At 42.1% G+C, this 21,113-nt stretch carries 18 protein-coding genes and 1 other RNA gene; 10 read left to right on the top strand and 9 right to left on the bottom strand.

Annotation, left to right across the window (positions count from 1 at the left end; all coding sequences use genetic code 11):
* Positions 1–16: 16 nt before the first annotated feature.
* The 3 genes from HYU97_08435 to HYU97_08445 form a co-directional block, all read right to left on the bottom strand.
* Positions 17–304 carry an HU family DNA-binding protein gene (locus HYU97_08435; GenBank protein MBI2336769.1) on the bottom strand — a complete coding sequence of 96 codons (288 nt, stop codon included), beginning with the start codon at positions 302–304 and terminating at the stop codon, positions 17–19.
* Between the two features lie 101 nt (positions 305–405).
* Entirely contained in the window at positions 406–3,513 is a 3,108-nt protein-coding gene (locus tag HYU97_08440) for an efflux RND transporter permease subunit (protein ID MBI2336770.1), read from the bottom strand.
* Entirely contained in the window at positions 3,488–5,005 is a 1,518-nt protein-coding gene (locus tag HYU97_08445) for a TolC family protein (protein ID MBI2336771.1), read from the bottom strand. The genes HYU97_08440 and HYU97_08445 overlap by 26 nt, the downstream gene beginning before the upstream one ends.
* 288 nt (positions 5,006–5,293) lie before the next feature.
* On the opposite strand from HYU97_08445, the gene HYU97_08450 reads away from it, so the two are divergent.
* The gene (locus HYU97_08450; GenBank protein ID MBI2336772.1) at positions 5,294–5,938 is read left to right on the top strand and encodes a sigma-70 family RNA polymerase sigma factor; all 645 of its coding nucleotides are present in this window, start codon (positions 5,294–5,296) and stop codon (positions 5,936–5,938) included.
* Positions 5,935–6,729 (top strand): zf-HC2 domain-containing protein, encoded by a 795-nt coding sequence (locus HYU97_08455; protein MBI2336773.1) that lies wholly within the window; start codon positions 5,935–5,937, stop codon positions 6,727–6,729. Before HYU97_08450 ends, HYU97_08455 begins: the two co-directional genes overlap by 4 nt.
* A 203-nt stretch (positions 6,730–6,932) precedes the next feature.
* Here HYU97_08455 and HYU97_08460 read toward each other — a convergent pair whose 3' ends face one another.
* Positions 6,933–7,142, bottom strand: coding sequence for a hypothetical protein (locus tag HYU97_08460; protein MBI2336774.1), 210 nt, complete (start codon positions 7,140–7,142; stop codon positions 6,933–6,935).
* A gap of 106 nt (positions 7,143–7,248) precedes the next feature.
* Positions 7,249–7,590, bottom strand: a complete 342-nt coding sequence (locus tag HYU97_08465; GenBank protein MBI2336775.1) for a hypothetical protein — start codon at positions 7,588–7,590, stop codon at positions 7,249–7,251.
* 160 nt (positions 7,591–7,750) lie between these two features.
* Between HYU97_08465 and HYU97_08470 the strand changes: the two genes are divergently transcribed.
* Positions 7,751–8,542, top strand: coding sequence for a DUF4065 domain-containing protein (locus tag HYU97_08470; protein ID MBI2336776.1), 792 nt, complete (start codon positions 7,751–7,753; stop codon positions 8,540–8,542).
* Positions 8,517–8,906, top strand: a complete 390-nt coding sequence (locus HYU97_08475; GenBank protein MBI2336777.1) for a hypothetical protein — start codon at positions 8,517–8,519, stop codon at positions 8,904–8,906. The genes HYU97_08470 and HYU97_08475 overlap by 26 nt, the downstream gene beginning before the upstream one ends.
* Here the strand turns inward: HYU97_08475 and HYU97_08480 are convergent.
* Both HYU97_08480 and HYU97_08485 read right to left on the bottom strand, forming a co-directional pair.
* Positions 8,903–9,895: an AAA family ATPase gene (locus HYU97_08480; protein MBI2336778.1), complete on the bottom strand. Its 993-nt coding sequence runs from the start codon at positions 9,893–9,895 to the stop codon at positions 8,903–8,905. The two genes, HYU97_08475 and HYU97_08480, sit on opposite strands and share 4 nt — an antisense overlap.
* Before the next feature lie 93 nt (positions 9,896–9,988).
* Complete coding sequence (locus tag HYU97_08485; GenBank protein ID MBI2336779.1) at positions 9,989–10,915, bottom strand: hypothetical protein; 927 nt, start codon at positions 10,913–10,915, stop codon at positions 9,989–9,991.
* A 142-nt stretch (positions 10,916–11,057) separates the two neighbouring features.
* On the opposite strand from HYU97_08485, the gene HYU97_08490 reads away from it, so the two are divergent.
* The 5 genes from HYU97_08490 to HYU97_08510 all read left to right on the top strand — a co-directional run bounded on the left by HYU97_08490 (position 11,058) and on the right by HYU97_08510 (position 18,299).
* Positions 11,058–11,753, top strand: coding sequence for a hypothetical protein (locus tag HYU97_08490; protein ID MBI2336780.1), 696 nt, complete (start codon positions 11,058–11,060; stop codon positions 11,751–11,753).
* Positions 11,754–11,763: 10 nt separating this feature from the next.
* Positions 11,764–12,048 carry a hypothetical protein gene (locus HYU97_08495; protein ID MBI2336781.1) on the top strand — a complete coding sequence of 95 codons (285 nt, stop codon included), beginning with the start codon at positions 11,764–11,766 and terminating at the stop codon, positions 12,046–12,048.
* The gene (locus tag HYU97_08500) at positions 12,041–12,457 is read left to right on the top strand and encodes a ribonuclease HI family protein (GenBank protein MBI2336782.1); all 417 of its coding nucleotides are present in this window, start codon (positions 12,041–12,043) and stop codon (positions 12,455–12,457) included. The genes HYU97_08495 and HYU97_08500 overlap by 8 nt, the downstream gene beginning before the upstream one ends.
* Before the next feature lie 732 nt (positions 12,458–13,189).
* Positions 13,190–13,509, top strand: an RNA gene (rnpB, locus tag HYU97_08505) — RNase P RNA component class A.
* Positions 13,510–14,045: 536 nt separating this feature from the next.
* Positions 14,046–18,299: a vitamin B12-dependent ribonucleotide reductase gene (locus HYU97_08510; protein MBI2336783.1), complete on the top strand. Its 4,254-nt coding sequence runs from the start codon at positions 14,046–14,048 to the stop codon at positions 18,297–18,299.
* A 48-nt stretch (positions 18,300–18,347) separates the two neighbouring features.
* On the opposite strand, the gene HYU97_08515 is transcribed toward HYU97_08510, so the two are convergent.
* Entirely contained in the window at positions 18,348–18,692 is a 345-nt protein-coding gene (locus HYU97_08515; GenBank protein ID MBI2336784.1) for an endonuclease domain-containing protein, read from the bottom strand.
* Between the two features lie 254 nt (positions 18,693–18,946).
* On the opposite strand from HYU97_08515, the gene HYU97_08520 reads away from it, so the two are divergent.
* The gene (locus HYU97_08520) at positions 18,947–19,924 is read left to right on the top strand and encodes a right-handed parallel beta-helix repeat-containing protein (GenBank protein ID MBI2336785.1); all 978 of its coding nucleotides are present in this window, start codon (positions 18,947–18,949) and stop codon (positions 19,922–19,924) included.
* A gap of 17 nt (positions 19,925–19,941) precedes the next feature.
* On the opposite strand, the gene HYU97_08525 is transcribed toward HYU97_08520, so the two are convergent.
* Positions 19,942–21,000 carry a hypothetical protein gene (locus HYU97_08525; GenBank protein MBI2336786.1) on the bottom strand — a complete coding sequence of 353 codons (1,059 nt, stop codon included), beginning with the start codon at positions 20,998–21,000 and terminating at the stop codon, positions 19,942–19,944.
* Positions 21,001–21,113: the final 113 nt, after the last annotated feature.

Raw genomic sequence — 21,113 nt, forward strand, 5'->3', positions numbered from 1 at the left:
CATTTGAAAAATCAATCTACTTCTTGCCAAGGATAGAATCTTTGGCAGCTTTAGCAACACGGAACTTCACAACCTTTTTGGCTGGAATTTTAATAGGCTCACCCGTTTGTGGATTGCGACCAATTCTAGCTTTGCGGTTTACAAGTACCAGTTTCCCCAACCCAGGAAGGGTAAAAGAATTTTTGGCTTCACGATAAGCAAGCTTAACGAGCTCTTCAAAAAATATTACGATCTCCTTCTTAGTTTTATCAAGTTTCTTAGCAATGGCATCGACAGTCTGTGACTTGGTCAACGGCTTCGACATAATTTGACTCCTCTATGTTAATAGGTTGAATTGTTAATGGAGTTACAAATAGCAAGGTTTTATGGGGTTGTCGACAGTTTTAATGTAAAAAAGTGCGATTTTTAGGGGCTTTTTTGTAAGTTCAACCTTTTTTCGAACGGAAACAGGGCGTGCTGTGCAACCAGGAAAAGTGGAATCAACAAAAACGAAAAAAGCGTGCCCAACGTTAAGCCCCAACTCATAGCCAATGCCATAGGCCGAACAAACGGATCGGAGCCCCCCAACCCATAAGCGGTGGGCATAGTCCCCAACACGGTGGTAAGGGTGGTAAGGATGGCCGGCCGCAGACGCAACCGACAGCCTTGTAACAGGGCATCTTTAAAGGTAGCCCCCTTCGCCAGTTGACGATTAAAAAACTCAACGATTAAGATGGCGCTATCGACCACCACCCCTGCCATCCCCACCAACCCCAACATGGCCAAGAAATTAAGATTAAGCCCATGACTAAAAAACGCAAAATAAATCCCCACCACCCCTAAAGGAATCGTAAACATAATCATAAAAGGTTGAACCACCGAGCGTAGGGTTGCAGCAATAATCACAAAGATGAGAAAGAGAGCCACGAGAAAGGCCTTGGTTAGTTGGCCCATACTTTCTTGAATATCTTCAAGCTCACCCCCAAATTCCACAAGCACCCCTGGAAATTGGCTTTGAATTTTTTGCAGTTCGGCCTCCATCTTTCGATTCACAGCAATGGGAGTGGTTGTTGAAATATCGACATTGGCCGATACCGTAATAACCCGTTGACGATCTTCATGTTTGATCGCTGAAAAAATTTGGCCCGTTTGAAAAGCCCCTAGGGATTTAAGTGGAATCAAATTCCCTTTAGCATTTGCCACAAAAATATTCTCCAAGGTGCTGGCTTTTTTACGTTCGGTTTCAGGGAATCGCACCACAACATCAATATCTTCATCACCTTCTCGAATATGCGTCGCCACATTACCTTCCATGGCGGTCCGCACCGCTATGGCCACATCTTCAAAGCTAAGCCCTGCCTGGCTTAAACTATCTTGGCTTAAGATAGCTTTAAGTTCTTGATTGCCAATATCAAAATCTCTTTTCACATCTAAAACGCCGGTGAGCTTTTGCAGCTCTTGGATGCCAATGCTACTGGCCTGAATCAACCTGTTTAAATCGTCGCCCTTAAACTTAAGTTCTACCGGCCGTTTGCGGCTGGGGTTATGCACCACTTCATCAAAAGAAATCTTTTTGAATCCGGTAAGTTTATCGGTTTGTTCTCGTAGGGCCTGAATAATTTCTATTGAACTGCGCTTGCGATCGACCTCGGGGACTAAATGCACCATGATTTGCCCGAGGTAAGGTTCGCGCTGGGTGAGATCATCGCGCGGATGAAGTTGCACAATCCCCCCTTCGGTGACAAAATCTTCAACTTCGGTGGAAGGCAGGGCTGCTAGGAGTGCTTCAATTTCTTTTAATTTCTCCATGGTTTTTTCTACCGGCGCACCTTGTTCAAGTTCAACGCGAACAAAAAATCGGTCGACCCCACCGGTCGGAAAGTGAACATAAGGAATGACTCGAGAACCAACCACTAAAAGAAAACCGGTAAGCAAAACAGCCCCTACACTTAAAAAAACGGCCGTTTTTTTCAAATTGGCAATGGCAGATAAATACTTGCCATAGCTGCGATCAAGGAATGACATCACTCTGGAGCGTTTAACTTCAACGACCTTGCCCTTCGCCCACTTAGAAAGTTCAAGCATGTGGTTGGGCAAAATAAATAGCGCCTCTACTAAAGAAACACTCAACGCTAAGGTGATAATCAGGGGAATTTGCCGCACAAATTTACCCGTTAAATCAGACATCATCAAAAGAGGAACAAAAGCGGTAATCGTTGTTAAAACCGTCGCCATGATGGGGCGAGTCACTTCTGCAGAACCGTGCAGCACAGCATCCTGATAATTTTTACCCGATTCTAAATGCCGCTGAATGTTCTCGGCCATCACCAGGTCTTCATCTACCAGCATACCCGACACCATAATAAGCCCAAACATAGAAAGTAAATTAATGGAAAGCCCCGTCATTTTCATCAGAGCTAAGGTGCCCAAGAAAGCAATGGCCATTCCAAACAAGGCACTGAGCGCTGCACGTTTGGATAGGAAAAAAATTAAAGGGATCAATAAAAAAATCAAACCGTAGGTGCCATTATTTAACAACACATTGAGCCGACGTTTGACAAAATAAGTCATGTCGTTGTGTACACTCACCTGAATGCCCGCTGGTTTACGTTTGGAATATTCAGCAAGTTTAAGCTTCACTTCATCCATGAGACGAATAGCATCGTAACTACTACGTTTGATGATGAGAAGATTGGTGGCCTCACGCCCGTTGGTACGTAAAGGATAATTATTTTCTTCAAACCCAAAACTCACTTGTGCGACATCTTTGATCTTAATGGAATAGCCCGCATCGTTACTGCGCAACACAATATTTTCAATTTCAACCTGGGTTTCAAATTCACCCGAAACACGCAATAAATGCTCTTTACCCCCTTCTACCACCCTGCCCCCTGGCACATTGACATTGGTCTTTTTCAATACCTGCACCACTTCATTCAACGAAACATGGTAAAGCTTTAATTTTTCAGGATCGACATAAACAGAAAATTCAGGATCTCGGTAACCTTTACGTTGAATCGAAGAAATACCCTTCATATCGAGTAATATGGTTTCTAAAAAACTCACTTCTTGCCGTAAAATTTTTGGATCTACTTCTCCCGCAATAGAAATTTCTGCCAAAGGGTCGCCCTTGGTGGTAATTTCTTGAACTACGGGTTTATCTTCTAGGTCGCTTGGCAAGTCTTCGACACGATCAACGGCCCGCTGAATATTATTAATAATTTTGCTTTTATCCGAGGCATCGGGCTCAAGGGTAAGATTGATAATTGAAATACCTTCTGCCGAAACCGAACTGGTCTTTTTAATGTCATCAACCTCTTTTAATTCTTTTTCGATCGGTAGGGTGATGAGTTTTTCAATTTGAGCGGCAGTGGCTCCGGGGTAGCGAGTTTGAATAATCACCCGATCAAATTCAATATTGGGAAACACATCCCGATTCATGGTTGAAACGGAATAAATCCCAACCCCCAAAATTAGGAGGGTCAAGAGATTAACCAAGATACCATTATTAATGGAGAACTTCGTCAGTGACACCAGCAAACTCCAAGGGAATGAGGTCTCCCATCGCTAACTTTAACTTTAAATAACCCAGCTGATAATTCAGCCAAGCTTCCAACAAAAATTTTTCTTGTTGCATAAATTCGTTTTGGTAACGCAGCACCCAATCGGTTGAAGAACGCCCCACCAGAAATTTTGCCATCTCTAAATTTAATTTTTGCTTATGCAGGCTAACGGTTTGGGCAAAATTGCTAATCTGACTTCTTCTAAAATTCAAATCTCGATAGGCATCTTCAACTTCTTGGATAATCTGTGCCTCTAACTGTTTTAATTTTAAAAGAGTTCGGGCCTTGTCTAATTCGGCACGGGCCAGTTCGCTTTTTGCCAAGCGGTTCTGAGCCGACAAACTAAACTGCATACCAAAAAGCCAATTAGGATGACTAAAATCAAAGGTCTCGCCCACGGTTTTATCTAATTTGCGATCAATCCCATTTAATTCAAGTGAGCCAAACAAATCGAGGCTGGGCCATTTTTTGTTTTTTTCTAAAACCACCTGAATTTTTTTGGCAGCCAATTCTTTTTCTAAGGCTAAAAAATCTGGCCTTTGCGTAAGGGCCATTCTTTTTGCTTCTGCTTTGGATTTAAGTGCATGAGTATTGAAAAGACTCCCCTTCACATTAAGCTTAGTTTCCTGGCTTAACGCCAATTGCTCTTTTAATTGTAACTGATAAGCCTGAATATAACTTTGCGCAGTTAACACTTCGTTGTGGCGTTCAAAAACCGAGGCCTTGGCCGCTAACACATCGGTGTCTTCGGAAAGCCCGAGAGATTTTTTCTGAAGATTGGTTTCTAAAAAATTCTTTCCAATTTTTTCATACTCATGGGCCCACGTTAAATATTGATAGGCCGTCATGAGGTTCCAATAAGTCTGCAAACTTTTGACCAGAATGGCTTGTAACTTAAAGGTCTTTTGTAAAGTAGCACTTTGAGTATTAAATTTGGCTATTTCAATAGGGTTTTTGTCTAATAAACCCATGCGATTTTTTAGTAAAGGAACTGAGGTTTCTAGCTTCACGGTTGATTCATGCAAAGTCGAGTCGGTATAAAAAGGGGAATTAGTCGAAAAGCGCTCGTGATTAAGCGACAGTTTGCTATCAATCCCAAGGGGGAACCGCTGGCTGGCTTCAACATTCAGATTTAAAGCACGATTGTCAGTGCCAAATACAATTGAAGACTCATCACCTTGATCAATATTATAAGACGCAAGCCCAGTCACCTTAGTATCATAAACACTTTTGGCTTTCAATTCGCCGGTAGCAACGATCTTAGAATTAATTTCTTCTATTTTGACCTGAAAATGATCCCGCAAAACCCTTTCGATAATCTCTGGTTCGCCTATTTTTAGAGTTTCAGCTTGAATCGGTAATGATGAAAAAAAGATCAGCCCCAAGGAGAAAAAATGTCTCAAACTAAAAATTCTAACCGGGTTTTTGTGCACAATGCCTATCCTAAAGGTTAATTGCCTCATTGCCTGGCTTATCAGAAATTATTGAAATAATTAGAAAAATGGCTATACTTCCACCCTAGTGCTTCGACAATTTAATTATTTTCTCTTTGAGAAAATAATTAAACGCTCAGCACTAGTCCTGAGCGCTATTATAAGATAAAAATTAAGCTGTCGAAGGACTAGAATTATCTAGCTGGCTTTATCATGATTTGTTAGATCGATCAATGCTAGCCACATCGTCTCTTTAAAAGAGGGCTTTGTTTTAAGTCCGCTTGATTCGATGTTGGTTAGGCTTTAGGGTTAAACCCAATGAAACATGCCCATAGCCTCGAAAACCCAACCGACTCCAAGCAGTCTTGGCCCGACGAAAAATTAATTAAGGGGTATTTAAAAGGAGAGATGGATTGTTTCAGGGTCATTTACGATCGCTATCAGCAACGGGTTTTTTTTATAACCCGTCGCTATTTTAACGATGGCAATAAGGCCGAAGAAGTTTTTCAAGAAATCTTTTTAAAGGTCATTCAAAAACTGTCAGGTTATCAAAACACCGGGTCGTTTCGCGCGTGGCTATTTAAACTTTGCCGCAACCATTGCATTGATGTGATTCGTAGTCAGGCCAGAAAAAAAGAAGTAAATGAGAGTAATCTGCATTCTAATCACGATTCGGAAGACAATGCTGGAGTTTTGGATGAACTGGCAACCGTTGAGGCCACGATGGAAAATCACACCTATGATCAACAACTGGCAAAAAAATTAGACCTGGCCTTAACTAGCCTACCTGAAGAACAAAAAGAGGTTTTTTTGCTTAAAGAAAGGGGCGGCCTGACCTTTGAAGAAATTGCCGAAATGATTCAAGTGTCAGTAAACACGGCCAAGAGTCGCATGCGTTATGCCTTAAAAAGTTTACGCCGTTCACTCAAAAGTAAATCTTACGTTAAGGAAACATTGCAATGAATTGCCAAGAATTCGAAGCAAAAATTGAAGATTTATTCTTAGGCGAACTCTCCGGTAGCGAAGAAGATCGCATGGAAAATCATATTGCCGAATGCAGCCATTGCGAAGATTTGTGGATGGAACATCGAGAGATTCAAAAAGGCATTCAAGCCCTGGCCGAATTGGAGCGCCCCAGTGGCATAACCACGGCTAACATTTTAAAAGCCGCTAACGATCAAATCACTCGAAAAAAATTTGTGTTAGCTAGATTTTTATTAACTTTTACTCGGCCGGCTTACGCGGGTTTATTTGCCTTAGTACTCACCGCAGGTCTTGGGATCTTTGCCCATCACTTGGGGATTTTTTCTTCGCACAAACAAAATGAAATCATGCTACCTCATATGCCCGCCTCTTCGGTAAAAGAACTCCCCACTACACCTACTACCCCACCTAAACAAAATGTGAGTGCCCCTGAGCCTGATAAAGATAGAATAGTAAAAAGAGACGAAAAAGATTTAGAGGTCGTCCCTGTTACAACAGGCACGATTACCCCTTCTGTTCCTGTAGAACACGCCCTCGATGAAAAACCGAAGGCACAGCAAGAAGCCCAAAAAATAACCAATACCAGTGCACCTGCAGGGCTTGGTGTTGTCACAGACCACTTTGCAGAACAAACCGATGATCCACAATACCTTCAGGCCATTGACGATATCGACAAGGGAAATTGCAAACGCGCAAAAAAGACTTTAAAAAAACTTTTACAAAAAAACGCCCGCCCCGAATACGAACAAGCCCTTAAAAAATGTCAGTAGCTTAAAAAAACCAGTTTCATATTTCATTTGACTTTTACTATAGTATTTTAACTTTTTGATAGTATATTTTCTGTCATCCTCGCGAAGGCGGGGATCCAGTTCTGTAAGTAGGGTTAGGCACTGGATCCCCGCCTTCGCGGGGATGACAGCCTATTTAAAAATTGAAACACTATATTATTCTGACATTTATTGAACCTTTATCGTTATGCCCTATTATTTTTGGGGGCTCTATCTTCAAACACTTTTTTGGCATTTAATTTGGCTAATTCTTGAAAATCATAAAAAAATATTTTTCCATTGCCTTGAAGATTCCAAATCGCAAAAGACCGCTGAAATTTATTCTTAATACATTTTTTGTAAACAACCCAACCCACAACCATAAGGAGAATTAAAACTATAGCTGCAATACGCAACCCCATAATTATAAATAATAAAAATTCTGAACCTAGAATTATAAGGATTAAACTAGAAAAAATTGTAAGATAAACATGCGACTTAATCCTTTGATCTTCATAACTATCATACGTATCTATATATATACGATGAGTTCGGCTTAAACTCAGCCAATTTACATAATTCATCTTCATTCTCTGGTAATTTACCGTAGATTTTATTCAAAAATGTATAAAAGGCTTCATTTAGTAAAAAAACTCCTAAGACTGAAAGAAGCCAAAACCATACAAATAAAACGATTTGGGAAAAATCGTTAGTATTTTGATTAATCCATGCACTTTGTTTCAACCATTGATGCAAATTTGAGCAATATGTGCTGCCAACAAAATATGTACTCACAACAAATAAACCACCTAAAAAGGTGTATAATTCATCTCTTTTCAAGGTTCCTGTTGGTAAAGTAATCATGTTTTTCAGGCCTACCACGTAACCAAGGTAAACTGAACCATTTTTGATCAACTCAAAACACTCATGATTTGTAAAAAAATTTTACATTTCTATTGACAAATTATTTTACATTTATTACTATACTGTTTCACTTAAAGAATATGAGGGCGATTTTTAAATTATGCTCGCAAAATTTATTCGAGAACAACGCAAAAAGCATAATCTAACTCAGGAGTTTTTAGCTTCTAAGCTAGGGATTTCTCGTCCAACCTATATGCAGGTTGAGCTTGGGGAAAGACCCTTAAAGATTCCTGAAGCTGAAAAATTGGCAGAGCTGTTTGATATTCCCATGGAAAATTTTTTACATGCTAAAGGCCACTCTGTTTCGGTCGAAATTGAAAAACAAAAGAAGCGAGCAAAACCAGAAAAAGACACTATACGTATTAGCATTCCACAGGAGCGGGTTGATAAATTCAAACAAGTTTTGTTCTACATTCTTAAAAAAGTGGGGGGCAAGCCTAATGTTGGCATGACAGTATTATACAAACTTCTTTACTTCATTGATTTTGACTATTACGAAAAATACGAAGAGCAGCTCATGGGGCTGGTTTACCTTAAGCATCATCATGGCCCTACCCCACTTTTATTTGAAGATCTCATTATTGAGATGGTTAAAAGTAGTGATGTGGAAATCATAAAAAGCAAGTTCTATAAATACCCCCAAACCAAATACCTTCTTAATCCAAATGTTGAACCCGATTTAAGCATCTTAAATGGTCAAGAAAAAGAACTCATTGATTGGGAGTTGCAACGACTTTCTGATTTAACGGCCAATCAGTTATCCGATCTCTCTCACAAGGATGTCCCTTGGCTCAGCACAGAAACTGGCAAGCCTCTTGATTACGAATCAGTTTTTTATCGCACTGCCGAAACCAGCATACGGAATTATGACCACACAGACAACGCGGATTGAATATGGCGAAACTGACTCGTTCCGCAAAGATCTAAAAAGACTTCTTAAGAAATACCGAACTCTTGAAGAAGATTTAAAAACAGTCAAACGATCTGCAATTGAGCTTTATCATCTTAATAAGATAGATTCTCGTAGCATTTTTCCAATTCCTGGATTCTGCACCAAAGAAATTCAAATATGTAAAATTAAAAAATTTACCTGCAAGGCATTGAAGGGAAAAGGCGCGCAAAGTGGAATTAGAATTATTTATGCTTTTCATACTACAATTTCTAAAGTTGTCTTTATTGAAATGTATTTTAAGGCTGACCAAGAGAATGAGAATACCCTACGCATTAACGAATATTTGAAAACAAATAACCTTTAGATTTGCCTAACAGAAATTTTGGCTTCTTTGAGGAGTTCGACTGATTTTTCGCCTAAAGGATAATTGGCGTTATAGATCACCTCAATGATACCCGAATTAATGATCATCTTGGTGCAAGTAAGGCAAGGCGAAAAGGTGGTGTAAATCGAGGCGTCTTTGATGGCTACCCCATGATAGGCCGACTGAGTAATGGCATTTTCTTCGGCATGAGAACAAACACATTCATCTAAATTTTTGCCCGAACCTGAGAAACTATGACAACGCGGGCACCCGCCCTCGTTACAATTGGTGATGCCACGGGGCGTGCCGTTATAACCCGTTGAAATGATCCGTTTGTCTTTTACCAACACGGCGGCTACTTTGCGTTTGAGACAATTGCTGCGCATGGCTACCGTGCGAGCGATCTCCATAAAATATTCATCCCAGGTGGGCCGGGGTTGGGCTTTTAACAAGGTCAAAACCAAAGGCCTCACTTTTTCTCGCAGCTCTTCTAAAGTGCCATTATTTTCAATTTCGACATCTCGCATTTTGGCCACTAAATCTAATTGCTGGGCGTTGGGGTCAGCATTAGCTGCCTCACGTTGTTCTAAACTTTTGAAGGCCTCTAACGTGGTGGGGTCGCCTTCGCGTGCCCGTGTTTTAATGCGCTCGAAGCGGGCCGCAGGCAATGCGGTGATATGGAATAATTTAAAAGTAGGTTCACGCCGCAACACCCGAACTTCTTCAGGGTTGCGAATCGAATCAATCACGTAATTTTTATCGCTATCGAGCTTGGCCATGGTCTTTTCGGCCAATACGCCAGGCCCGCCAAGTTTACGCAGTTCATTGCCAATTTTGATTAAATTTTCTCGCAACACAGCTTCTTTTCGATTGGTTAATTCGTCGCGCAGGACATCGGAGAGCGAAAAATAAATAAACCCATTTTCTTTTAAAACGGCGGCCACTTCACCCTTACCCGCCCCGTTCTTTCCCGTTAAGCCAATGATCATGTCAAAAACCTTACACGGCCCTAAAAAGAGTGTCAAATTAAAGAAGTAATTTTTGAGTGACAGGAGGTATCCTCGGCTGTCACTCAAGAATTACTATTGTAACTCCATCTTCAACTGACAATGCTTTTCTTTGCGTTTTTCTACACTGTAGCGTTTACAATATAATTCTAATTTATCTTGTTTAATTTTCTTGCGCTTGGGCGCTTTAACCGTCCCATAACAAAATTGCTCTACACGGTTGTAATAAGGGTCCATACCCAAAACCGTTCCATCTTTCATAATCCGCAAGACTTGGTAAATTTCAAAGGGGGATTCTTTTTTAGCAAGATAATAAAGATTTTGTTTATCGGTGCTAAACGGGGTTGACTTGTAACGACGCAAAATTTTTCTGTCTTGCGGGGTTGGATTTTGTTTCATGTTTTCTAAACCCATGGTTTCAATTTTGCGTTCATAATCTTGAAAAGAAATGAGCTCTGCCTCATTGAATGAAAATCCACAGGTATTTTTCTTAACGACGTATTTACCAGGATGAGTGTTAGGGTAATTTTCTAAATGGAGATCATGGGTATAAAGCCCAACGAAATATTTGCGATAGCGTTCGTAACGTTCTTTATAACTACTCGTGGCTGAGAAAATAACCGCACCCAAAATAATGGCCCCCAAAACAATAGCGGCTGCAGCTAATTCAGCCTCGGGATCGTGGCCATGGCCATAACCTCCATAATAATAAGAATCATAAGAATGATAGTGATGAGTCGTAACCGTGCTATTACTTGAATACCCTAGAGTGCCGGCCCCACATTGATAGCTACTATGTACCACCGGGGCAGGATGAGCTTTGCCTTTAAACTCGTGACAATGCAGAATGCCTTTTTCAACCCCTGACCAACAATTGCAATCTTCTTCACAAATATGGCAACCATAAGCATCGGTTTCACCTGGATGCGAAACAGCTTGCCCTATTGGAGTTATCACCAATAAAAAAACCATCCCATAAAGACAGATTTTTTTTGGAAACATATTCATTCCCCCTTGAGTTAGAAATTTTAGCCTATTCCATCAAATTTTCACACCTCATTTTAGAGACTTAAAGCACCCAAATTGCGACTTGCATTTTTCATAAATCAGACTATTTAGGGGGTGGTTTAAAAAAGGAGCGCCATTGAAAGATCAAATTGAAAAGCTAATAAGTTACGGTAAGTTGGATTTTGAAATCCACGAAATTCAGTCTCAATTAGAAGATATTCCACAAAATTTAAGGCTTTTAGAAGAAACCTGGCAACAGGCCAAACTTGCTTATGATACACAAAATACCCTCTTAGTCGAAAAAGAAACCCTATTACATTCTCTACAACAAGAATTCGCCACCGACCGAGATAAAACCAACGAAAAAGAGGCCCGGCTTCATCAAATTAAGACCCAAAAAGAATTTCAAGCCATCACCAAAGAAATTGCCGATACCAAGCGCATCAACCATGAAAAAGAAACCAAGATCAATCAATTGACTCAAGAGGTAGAACCGCTCAAAACTGTGGTTGCCGAATTAAAAACCAAACTCGATGCGGCGTGGAGTACTTACAGCCAAGAAAAAGAATCTTTTAGTGAAATTCAAAATGAACTTAGCAACAAAATCACTGAAATCTTAGAGAAGAAGAGAGCTATTGAAATCAAACCGATGTTGTTAAGTAAATATGAGCGTATTTATAAAGTCCGCAAACCCGCTCTTTCACAAGTGGCATCAGGCAGTTGTAATGAATGCAATATACGTATTTCACCTCAGGTCATTAACTTAATGCATCTACAACCCGACTTATACACTTGCGCAAATTGTGGACGAATTTTATACTTGGCTCACTAAAAGGTAAACTATGAAAAAAATCCCCAAAGATGCTTTAGCAGAGCTTCTGATTTACATCGCTGAGCATGAAACCTTTGCTTCGCTCAAAGATTTCTCGAGTTTTAGGCCCGCCGAAGTGCGCTTTGCTTTAAAAGAATTGGCCATGCAACTGAAAAAAGAATTGCAAAGAGACGGGGTGAGCGGGGTTGATATTGCTAAATTAAAAGGGATTGATAAACGCACCAAACAAATTCTCTCGGCACTATCCCCTCGCGAAAGCAAACTCCTCTTAAGAGCATTCTCCATCGATGGCTAAAAAACTCATCCTTTACGCCGATGGCGCCTCACGTGGTAACCCCGGCTTAGGGGGAGCAGGCGCGGTTCTTAAAGATAAAACCGGAAAAACTCTGGAAGAAATCACCTACTTTGTGGGCCAAGCGGTCACCAACAATGTGGCTGAATATACCGCCTTGCTCGTAGGTCTAGAAAAGGCCTTGGAATTAGAGACAACCGAGATAGACATCTTTATGGATAGCGAATTAGTGGTGCGCCAAATTAAAGGTGAGTATCAAGTTAAGAACGAAAAACTTTTAGAGATTTTCGTTCAAGTTCAAAGGCTATTAAAAAAATTTTCTTCTTATAAAATCCAACACATCCCCCGCGAAAAAAACAAAGAAGCCGATCGCCTTTCCAACCAAGCCATTAACTTAAGAGACATGGCTTAAATCATTTGCAAATAGAGCCACGTCTTTTCGGCGTCATTGTTGTGGTGAAGCCGGCGCTCCAGCGGCGACCCTTATGCGGATTTGCCGGCACGGAATCCTTCCGCGTTCCCCCATCATGGGTCCCTGCCTTCGCAGGGATGACATGGGCCTCGGCTTTCCATGCCGGCAAATCCGCATAGGGGGCCCCGCCGCTTCCGCGATGGCTTCACCACAACAACGACCCCGAAAAGACTTTTCTGTAAATATTTGCAGAAATATAAAAAGTTTTTCTGAGAGGGGCTAGAGGGTAACTTGAGAGCCTTTTAGCGCAGGAGGGCGGCTCCTTCGAGAAGCCTCAGGACAGGCTCCGGAGGGTATCTGTCATTGCGAGCCCAACGGGCGTGGCAATCTCACCGGTTAAACCGAGGAGATTGCTTCGTCCCCTCGACAGACTCGGGATAAACTCCGACTCCTCGCAATGACAGAAGCCCTCCTTAAGCCGACCGGGCGCGGGCTCTCAAGTTACCCTCTAGCCCCTCTCAGAAAAACTTTTTAGGTACGGTAATTTGCAAATGAAATGGAAAAATGTCGTTTCAAAACCCGTATTGACTTTTGGATGACAATGCTCAAACCTAGATGCGAGGCAGAGAAAGAAGGTCGCTTTGGGGAGCCTCTGAAAAAGCTCCAGATGCAAGGCAGGCTGAGGAGGCCGACTGAGGCGTACTAACAAGTACGCCGCAGGGAGTGCCGACGAAGACAACGCAGCAGATGGACTTTTGCAGAGGCTCCCCCAGAGAGGAAAGTCCGGGCACCAGAAGAGCACCGTAGTGGGTAACACCCATCCTATTTGTCGAAAGACAGGTAGAGGACTAGTGCAACAGAAAGTATGTACGTCCGCTCGCGCGGAGCTGTAGTGAAATCAGGTAAACTCTACGGGGTGCAAAACCAAATAAGGAGTTGTTTCGCTCTTAACCATGACTCCGGGTAGGTTGCTTTATGACCCGCACAGTAATGTGTGTGGCAAGAGAAATGATCTTCCACGACAGAACCCGGCTTATTTCTCTGCCTTACTAAGGAGCCCCTAAGGTTCTACACATCTTGCTTCGGCTTATGGCCTGCGACTTCGTCAGGCTCGTCAAAAGTCCTCGACGTAGCGCTTTGGCTACGCCTCCGGGCTTTTGACTTCGCCTTCCTTGTCTCGGCTCATAATCCTATGCAATATGTGCAGAACCTTAGGGGCTCCTTAGTATTTTTTTTAAGTGAATTGACTGTGAATGGTTTGTGGATGATTGAGGCCTAAAATTATTTTACTTTATTTTTCAATGGTTTACAAATGACGCTGCGCAATATTTTATAATATTTTTTTAAAGGCATTTTTCCACACCCACGCTAGACGCTTAATTTTCAATAGTTTGCAAGGCACCCCCATGGCAAAGTCGGTCTAGTCAATAAAAAAACAGCTTTCCTCACCACGAATCATCATTAATCGTGGATTGGCCGGGCATCTCATCAAAAATTGGGTGAGGACGTTGACACACTACATCTTGTGGTTTAGGCTGTAGCTCAACCACTACATATTGTGTTTTTGTTGGGAAGGAGGACTCTATTTATGGCAACCAAAACAGCTATCCGTCAAACTTCGGTTCGTAACCGTAAACAAACTTTAGACGTAGCCCAAAAGGGCCTTAGCGTTAGGCGTTTATTTACTCGAGCGGGGGTTGATGCTTACGAAAATATCAACTTTGTTCAACGTCAGTCCACTATTATTGACCCTGACGGATCCGTAGTTTTTCAAATGGATGCCGCTGAAGTTCCAGAAACTTGGAGTCAATTGGCCACCGATATCTTGGTCCATAAATATTTTCGTAAACGCGGTGTTCCTGTAACCGGTGGCGAAAATTCGGCTAAACAAGTTTGCCATCGTATTGCCCATGCCATTCGCCAAGCCGGTGAAGCCTTTGGGGGATATTTCAAAGACGAGGCCGAAGCAGAAAGTTTTGAACAAGAACTTAAACACATTCTCATTTCCCAGAAAGGCGCCTTCAACTCTCCGGTTTGGTTCAACTGTGGGTTGTGGCACGAATATGGCATTGCGGGGAGTGGGGGTAATTTTGCTTGGAATCCAGAGACACGACAAATTGAAATGATGGCTAATTCTTACCAAGCTCCCCAATGTTCGGCTTGTTTTATTCAATCGGTTGATGATGACCTGATGAGTATTTTTGATCTCATCAAAAGTGAAGCTCGATTATTTAAATACGGCTCGGGCACGGGCACGAATTTTTCAAAAGTTCGTGGCAGACAAGAACGGTTATCAGGTGGCGGCACTTCGTCGGGTCTCATGAGTTTTCTTGAAGTCTTAGATAAGGGTGCTGGTGCTACCAAAAGTGGTGGCACTACCCGGCGCGCTGCCAAAATGGTCTGCCTCGATATGGACCACCCTGAAATATTAGATTTTATTAACTGGAAGGTTCGCGAAGAAGACAAGGCCAAGGCCCTCATTGCAGCCGGCTATCCCAGTGATTTTAATAGCGAGGCCTACAAAACTGTTTCTGGGCAAAATTCTAACAATTCATTGCGCGTAAACGATGAATTTATGCAAAAGGCTTTGAGTGGGGGGCAATGGAACACAACTTTTCGCACCACAGGTGAAGTTTGCGAAAGCTATGATGCCAGCCACTTGTTAGAACAAACTTGCACGGCCGCCTGGCGCTGCGCTGACCCTGGCTTACAATACGACTCCACCATTAATAAATGGCACACCAGCAAAAATTCGGGCCGCATTAACGCAAGCAATCCGTGTGTGACTGGAGACACCGTTGTTGCCACAACTGAAGGGCTCAAGCCTATTATAGAACTTGTTGGGAAATCGGCAGATATTTTAAGTTTTGATGGGCGGATCGTCCATACTTCAGAAGTTTTCGCCACAGGGTTCAAACCTGTTTTTGAACTTAAAACTCAAAGTGGTTATACACTCAAGTTGACTGAAGATCATAAAGTTTGGACTGTCAACCGTGGTGATGTCCCTGCCATAGAACTAAAAGATACCGACCAGTTTGTTTTAGTTCCAGGGCACTTTGGCACCACTCACTTAGAACAAAAAATGGCTGAATGGATTGGCCTTTGTGTTGGAGATGGCTGCAAGGCCAAAGATGCCCAAGGGCTTATCACAGTCACCATGGCAAGTGAAGAGAATGAAATTTTACAAGAATATGTCGATTATTTAAATACTCTCAAAGCAGATCGAAAAATTGCCGGTGTTCGATATACTGAGACAGGAGTTCGCACAGCCACTTCGGCACAAGTTATCAAAGAAGTGGTCGATAATTACGCAGTCCTTGATGAAGGTTCCGCTAAAAAAAGATTCGCCATCGAAGCATTTCAACTCGACAAATCAAGTGTTGCAGCCATTTTACGTGGTCTATTTACCACCGATGGCACGGTCGCAAACTATGGAGAAAAATCACAATACGTTGCCCTTGATTCGACGAGTCTTGTCCTACTTCAACAAGTTCAAAAAATGCTTCTTTCTTTTGGTATCAAGTCAAAGATTTACGAAAACCGCCGGGCAGGAAAACTCAACGCCCTTCTACCTGACGGAAAAGGCAACGCAAAAATCTATCCCGTACAAGAGATCCATTCATTAAGAATCAGTCGTAGCTCGCGGATTTTGTTTGAACAATTTATTGGGTTCCATCCCCGCTCACAAAAGTCAAAGGCATTGCAAGAACTCAATCAAAAGGTCGGTGTCTATCAAGACCATTTAATAGATACTTTTAAATCTCTCACTCCCCTCGGTATTCAAAAAGTTTATGATTTACGAGAGCCTCTAACTCACCATTTTGTTGCCAACGGTTTGCTAGTCCATAATTGTTCTGAATATATGTTTTTAGACGACACGGCCTGCAATTTGGCATCGGTTAACTTGAGCAAATTTTTAGATGAAGCAGGTAATTGGGATGTTGAAGGTTACCGCCATACAGCTCGCATGCTCTTCATCGCCCAAGAAATTTTGGTGGATTTTAGTTCTTACCCCACTTCTAAAATTGCCCTCAATAGCCATGACTATCGACCCTTAGGTTTGGGTTATGCCAACCTGGGTTCTTGTTTGATGCGATTAGGCATCCCCTACGATTCAGAAGCCGGCCGTGCCATTGCGGCTGCCCTCACGGCCATTCTTTGTGGACATGCTTACAAAACTAGTAGCGAGATGGCCGCTAATAAAGGCCCCTTCCCAGGCTACGAAAAAAATCAAGAACCCATGGTAGAGGTCATGAATTTGCACCGTGATCACGCTTACAAAATTGATGAGCGGCATTGCCCAAAAGATTTATTAAAAGCCGCTCATGAAGATTGGGACGCCGCGGTAGAATTGGGCGAAAAATTTGGCTATCGCAATGCCCAGGCCACGGTTTTGGCGCCCACTGGCACGATTGGTTTATTGATGGATTGTGACACCACAGGGATTGAACCCGATTTTTCTTTGGTGAAATTTAAAAAGCTGGCCGGCGGCGGTTATTTTAAGATTGTCAACCAATCGATTCCGGCGGCTTTAAAAAAGTTGGGTTATTCGGCGCGTGAAATTGCTGATATTGTCACTTATATTCGTGGCACATCTTCACTCCGCAATGCCCCGTTCATCAATTTTGAAACTTTAAAGCAAAAAGGCTTTACTGAAGCTGAGTTAGATAAAATCGAATCTAAACTCGAAGGGGTGTTTAACTTAAGCCAAGCGTTTTCAGTATTTAACATCGGAGAAGAAACTCTTGCCCGTTTAGGATTTCAAAAATCCAAAACCTCAGACGCCAACTTTAATTTACTCAAAAGTTTAAGTTTTACCGATGAACAAATCGAAGCAGCTGAAGTTGTTATTTGTGGCACCATGACCATTGAAGGGGCTCCTCACTTGAATCCTGAGCATTTGCCCATTTTTGATTGTGCCAATAAATGCGGCAAAAAAGGCAAACGCTTTCTCTTACCGATGAGTCATGTGAAAATGATGGCCGCAACGCAGCCCTTTATTTCGGGGGCCATTTCTAAAACGGTGAATCTTCCTCATGAAGCCACTGTTGAAGATATCCGCCAAATTTATGTAGAAGGTTGGAAGTTGGGCCTAAAGGCCATTGCCCTTTATCGCGATGGTTGTAAAGCCAGCCAGCCTTTATCTTCGGGTACAGAGCAAAAAGAAAAGACGGAGCCGGCGCCTGAAGTCATTGCACCCAAACCACTGGAACGAAAACGTCTTCCGCTCAAGCGCCGTGGTTTCACACAAGAGGCGCGGGTTGGCGGGCATAAGGTTTATTTACGCACCGGCGAATATGAAGATGGTGCCTTGGGTGAAATTTTTATCGACATGCACAAAGAAGGTGCTGCCTATCGCAGCATGATGAACTGCTTTGCCATTGCGGTTTCCTTAGGCTTGCAATACGGGGTCCCACTCAAAGAATTTGTAGATGTATTTACCTTTACCCGTTTTGAACCTCAAGGCTCGGTAGATCATCCTAATATTAAATTTGCCACCTCCATCATCGATTATATTTTCCGAGTGATCGGCTTGGAATATATGGGCCGAACCGACTTTGTGCAGGTGAAACCTGAATCGGTTACCCCCACCAGTATTGAGCCAGTTCAGTCGCTGCCGCCTGCAGCAGCAACTGAAAGTTCTCCAAAACTAGAATTAATCCAGGGCCAAAAAGAAGAAGACCCACAATTAGCCGCAAATAGTTTGGGCAAGAGTTTGAACAGTCAACTTTCTACCATGATGGGTGATGCCCCCTTCTGCGACAGTTGTGGTCACATCACGGTGCGCAATGGGGCCTGCTATAAATGCCTGAATTGCGGCAATTCGATGGGCTGTTCATAAACTAAAATACTTTTTTTATCTCATCTCCCCTCCCTTTATGGGAGGGGATTAAGGGGAGGGGGATTTTAGACCCTCACAAGCTTGGTAAATTCTCTCTAATATTTCTGAGGTATTAGTTAGCACTTCACGATTCCAAAATCTCAGCACCTTATATCCTTGCTTCTGAAACCACTGATCACGTTGTTGATCTTCCACTGTCTGTTCTGCATGTTGTCCGCCATCACACTCGATAATCAAGCGTTTTTCATAACACACAAAATCTACAATATAATCTCCAATAGGTTCCTGTCTTCTAAATTTGAGGCCACTGAATCTTTTCGCCCTCAGATGATACCATAAACGATTTTCAGTATCAGTTGATTGGCTCCTTAACTTTTTTGCAAAAGAGGTCATTGGTTTCATTTTTTCTGTTCTTCATCCCTCTCCTTGTCCCCTCTCCCTAACCCTCTCCCACAAGGGGAGAGGGGAATACGCATGGAATGCCACCCCATCCACCTCTCCCACAAGGGGAGAGGGGAATTTTGAGCCATTGTGGGTTTAATTAACAAACCCGTTGAATTTTGAAAGAAATTTTTACCTTTTTGCTTTTAAGTGGGGTCTAAGAAGTAAACGGACCTTGATTAATTATGAAGAAAAGAATTTTTTCCATGGTATTACTGACTTTAAGCTTTTTGGGGAATCATTCCTGTGAAATATGGGTTGATGACCTGCTCGGTCCTTTTTACTTTTATTATGTCCCCGATGATTTCACGACCATTCAGGAGGCCATTGATTTTGCTGAGACCGGAGATACCGTGGTGATTGAAGCTGGGGTTTATTCGCCTTCTGAAAATGGGGAATATTTCCCCCTTGAACTTAAATCGGGGGTGAGTTTGAAGGGTAGTAACAATACCATCCTCGATGCTGAAAATTCCGGGCCCATTTTTGACCTCTTTAACCTAAGTGGCATCACCATTGAAGACCTCACCTTGCGCAATGGCTGGGCCAATCAAGGCGGGGCTTTGTCGATTGTTGATTCTAGTGTGACCCTTAAAAATTTGCTCATCCATCACAACCGGGCTGACTTGCGGGGTTCTGCTATTTATTTAGAAGATGCCGATGGCACGGTGATTAAAAATAATCTGATTTATAATAACTACCAAACCGTCTCGGGCGGTGGAAACCCCGCCCAAGTAGAAGCCATTGCTAGCAATTTTTCTTTTATTAACAATACAGTGGCCAATGGCGATGGAGATGGGTTGAAGCTCATGGGGTCGAGTACCACAACAGTGCTTAACAATATATTTTACAACAATGGCAATACAACCGTAGGCGTAGGGGCCAATGACCTTTCCTCTGCTCAAAATTCAACCATTACTTATAATTTATTTTACTTGAATGACTTAGGCCCTTTATATTTGCAGGGGGCTAGTCGAACTGCAAACGACGCCAACAACTTTTCAAGTGCCGATTCGGTTTATGAAAATTTTGAAGGCAACCCCTTCTTTGTAAATTCGAGTGCGGGTGATTTTCGTTTAATATCAGGCTCGGTTGCCATTGATGCTGGCGATCCCGCCACTCACTTCAACGACACCAACGGCAGCCGCAACGACCTAGGCGCTTATGGTGGCCCGGATACATTATAGAGAAGAAATTTTCATTTTCACTGAACAATTTCCTTCAATATTTCTTGAACGATGGCATTTTCTCCTTTCACGGTGGCAAGGACTTTTAGAACTGGCTGATACCAATTTTTACCACGGCTTTTGAGTTCTTCCCACGCTCGACTTAAATCACCTTTTCTATCTCGAGCTAATACTTCCAACAAACTTAGGGCCTGAGATAAATCTTTCTTTGCTTTAGCGACCACAGCTATTTCTCTTTTGGTTGAAACAAGGAGTTTATGAAATACGAAGTAAGCCGGATTAGGTACATAAACCAAAATTCCATCATCATAAGGTATGACGCATTCAATAGGATCCGATATTAAATAATCCAGAAATCGCAAAGGTTGGGCTGCTACTTTTAAAGAGGGGAGTTCAATAGGTTTAGCCGTGGGTTTGCCAACCAGAGGAGTTAATAAATCTAAATGCAATTCCCGCCCCAAAATTTTAAAAGTAGTTGAGGGATGTTTCAAGTTAAGTGGTGGCACGGGAACAAAACCTAACCTAGCATGATCCAAAACTTTGGGAAGATCACTGGATGCATTTTCCATGGCCAATGCCACTGAGATATGACGCTCTTGTGCAATGTCAATATCTTGCGTACGGTTTTGTTGCAACCAAACCACACCCAACAATTGGGAATAGGCCTGAAAAGCGTGTGTGCCCACTAACACCGATCCCATTTTAAAAACACCACTTTCGGCCAAAAGCATGATCACGCGGGAACTTAAAGAATCAGGAATCATAACCCCCCCTTGAATGAGCATGGAGCAAAGTCTCTTGCGATTTTCCTGATCTGACAATTTAAGTGTCTTGCCTATTTGATGATTATGAATAAGATTTAAAAGCTCAAGACTTTCCGGCCCTAAATAAGTTTGAGTTTGCTTGCCAGAAAAACGATGCTGAAGATACCAATAATTCTTTTGCTTGATTTTTTTGCAAACGAAAGTGCCTTTTAAATCGGCAATGGAACGGCTAGCCTCATCAGCTTGAACCAATTGTAAAAGCTGGGCATAAAGTGTTGTTACGGTTGGGGAAAGATCTTTGAAAGGGGTCATAGTTATACGTTATATTACAAATTTAACGTATAACTAGTCAACCCAATAATGGAAAACCATTTTGTTCTAATTTTTGTTATTATTTGTATAATAATTGTACAATGATACGTCAA

The sequence above is a fragment of the Deltaproteobacteria bacterium genome (assembly GCA_016183235.1).
Classification (GTDB): Bacteria; UBA10199; UBA10199; order DSSB01; family JACPFA01; genus JACPFA01.

What these genes read in the sequence shown, in the direction of transcription:
- HYU97_08435 (MBI2336769.1), bottom strand. Translation starts at nt 304, where the DNA reads ATGTCGAAGCCGTTGACCAAGTCACAGACTGTCGATGCCATTGCTAAG.
- HYU97_08445 (MBI2336771.1), bottom strand. Translation starts at nt 5,005, where the DNA reads ATGAGGCAATTAACCTTTAGGATAGGCATTGTGCACAAAAACCCGGTT.
- HYU97_08450 (MBI2336772.1), top strand. Translation starts at nt 5,294, where the DNA reads ATGAAACATGCCCATAGCCTCGAAAACCCAACCGACTCCAAGCAGTCT.
- HYU97_08455 (MBI2336773.1), top strand. Translation starts at nt 5,935, where the DNA reads ATGAATTGCCAAGAATTCGAAGCAAAAATTGAAGATTTATTCTTAGGC.
- HYU97_08465 (MBI2336775.1), bottom strand. Translation starts at nt 7,590, where the DNA reads ATGATTACTTTACCAACAGGAACCTTGAAAAGAGATGAATTATACACC.
- HYU97_08470 (MBI2336776.1), top strand. Translation starts at nt 7,751, where the DNA reads ATGCTCGCAAAATTTATTCGAGAACAACGCAAAAAGCATAATCTAACT.
- HYU97_08475 (MBI2336777.1), top strand. Translation starts at nt 8,517, where the DNA reads ATGACCACACAGACAACGCGGATTGAATATGGCGAAACTGACTCGTTC.
- HYU97_08480 (MBI2336778.1), bottom strand. Translation starts at nt 9,895, where the DNA reads ATGATCATTGGCTTAACGGGAAAGAACGGGGCGGGTAAGGGTGAAGTG.
- HYU97_08485 (MBI2336779.1), bottom strand. Translation starts at nt 10,915, where the DNA reads ATGTTTCCAAAAAAAATCTGTCTTTATGGGATGGTTTTTTTATTGGTG.
- HYU97_08495 (MBI2336781.1), top strand. Translation starts at nt 11,764, where the DNA reads ATGAAAAAAATCCCCAAAGATGCTTTAGCAGAGCTTCTGATTTACATC.
- HYU97_08500 (MBI2336782.1), top strand. Translation starts at nt 12,041, where the DNA reads ATGGCTAAAAAACTCATCCTTTACGCCGATGGCGCCTCACGTGGTAAC.
- HYU97_08510 (MBI2336783.1), top strand. Translation starts at nt 14,046, where the DNA reads ATGGCAACCAAAACAGCTATCCGTCAAACTTCGGTTCGTAACCGTAAA.
- HYU97_08515 (MBI2336784.1), bottom strand. Translation starts at nt 18,692, where the DNA reads ATGACCTCTTTTGCAAAAAAGTTAAGGAGCCAATCAACTGATACTGAA.
- HYU97_08520 (MBI2336785.1), top strand. Translation starts at nt 18,947, where the DNA reads ATGGTATTACTGACTTTAAGCTTTTTGGGGAATCATTCCTGTGAAATA.
- HYU97_08525 (MBI2336786.1), bottom strand. Translation starts at nt 21,000, where the DNA reads ATGACCCCTTTCAAAGATCTTTCCCCAACCGTAACAACACTTTATGCC.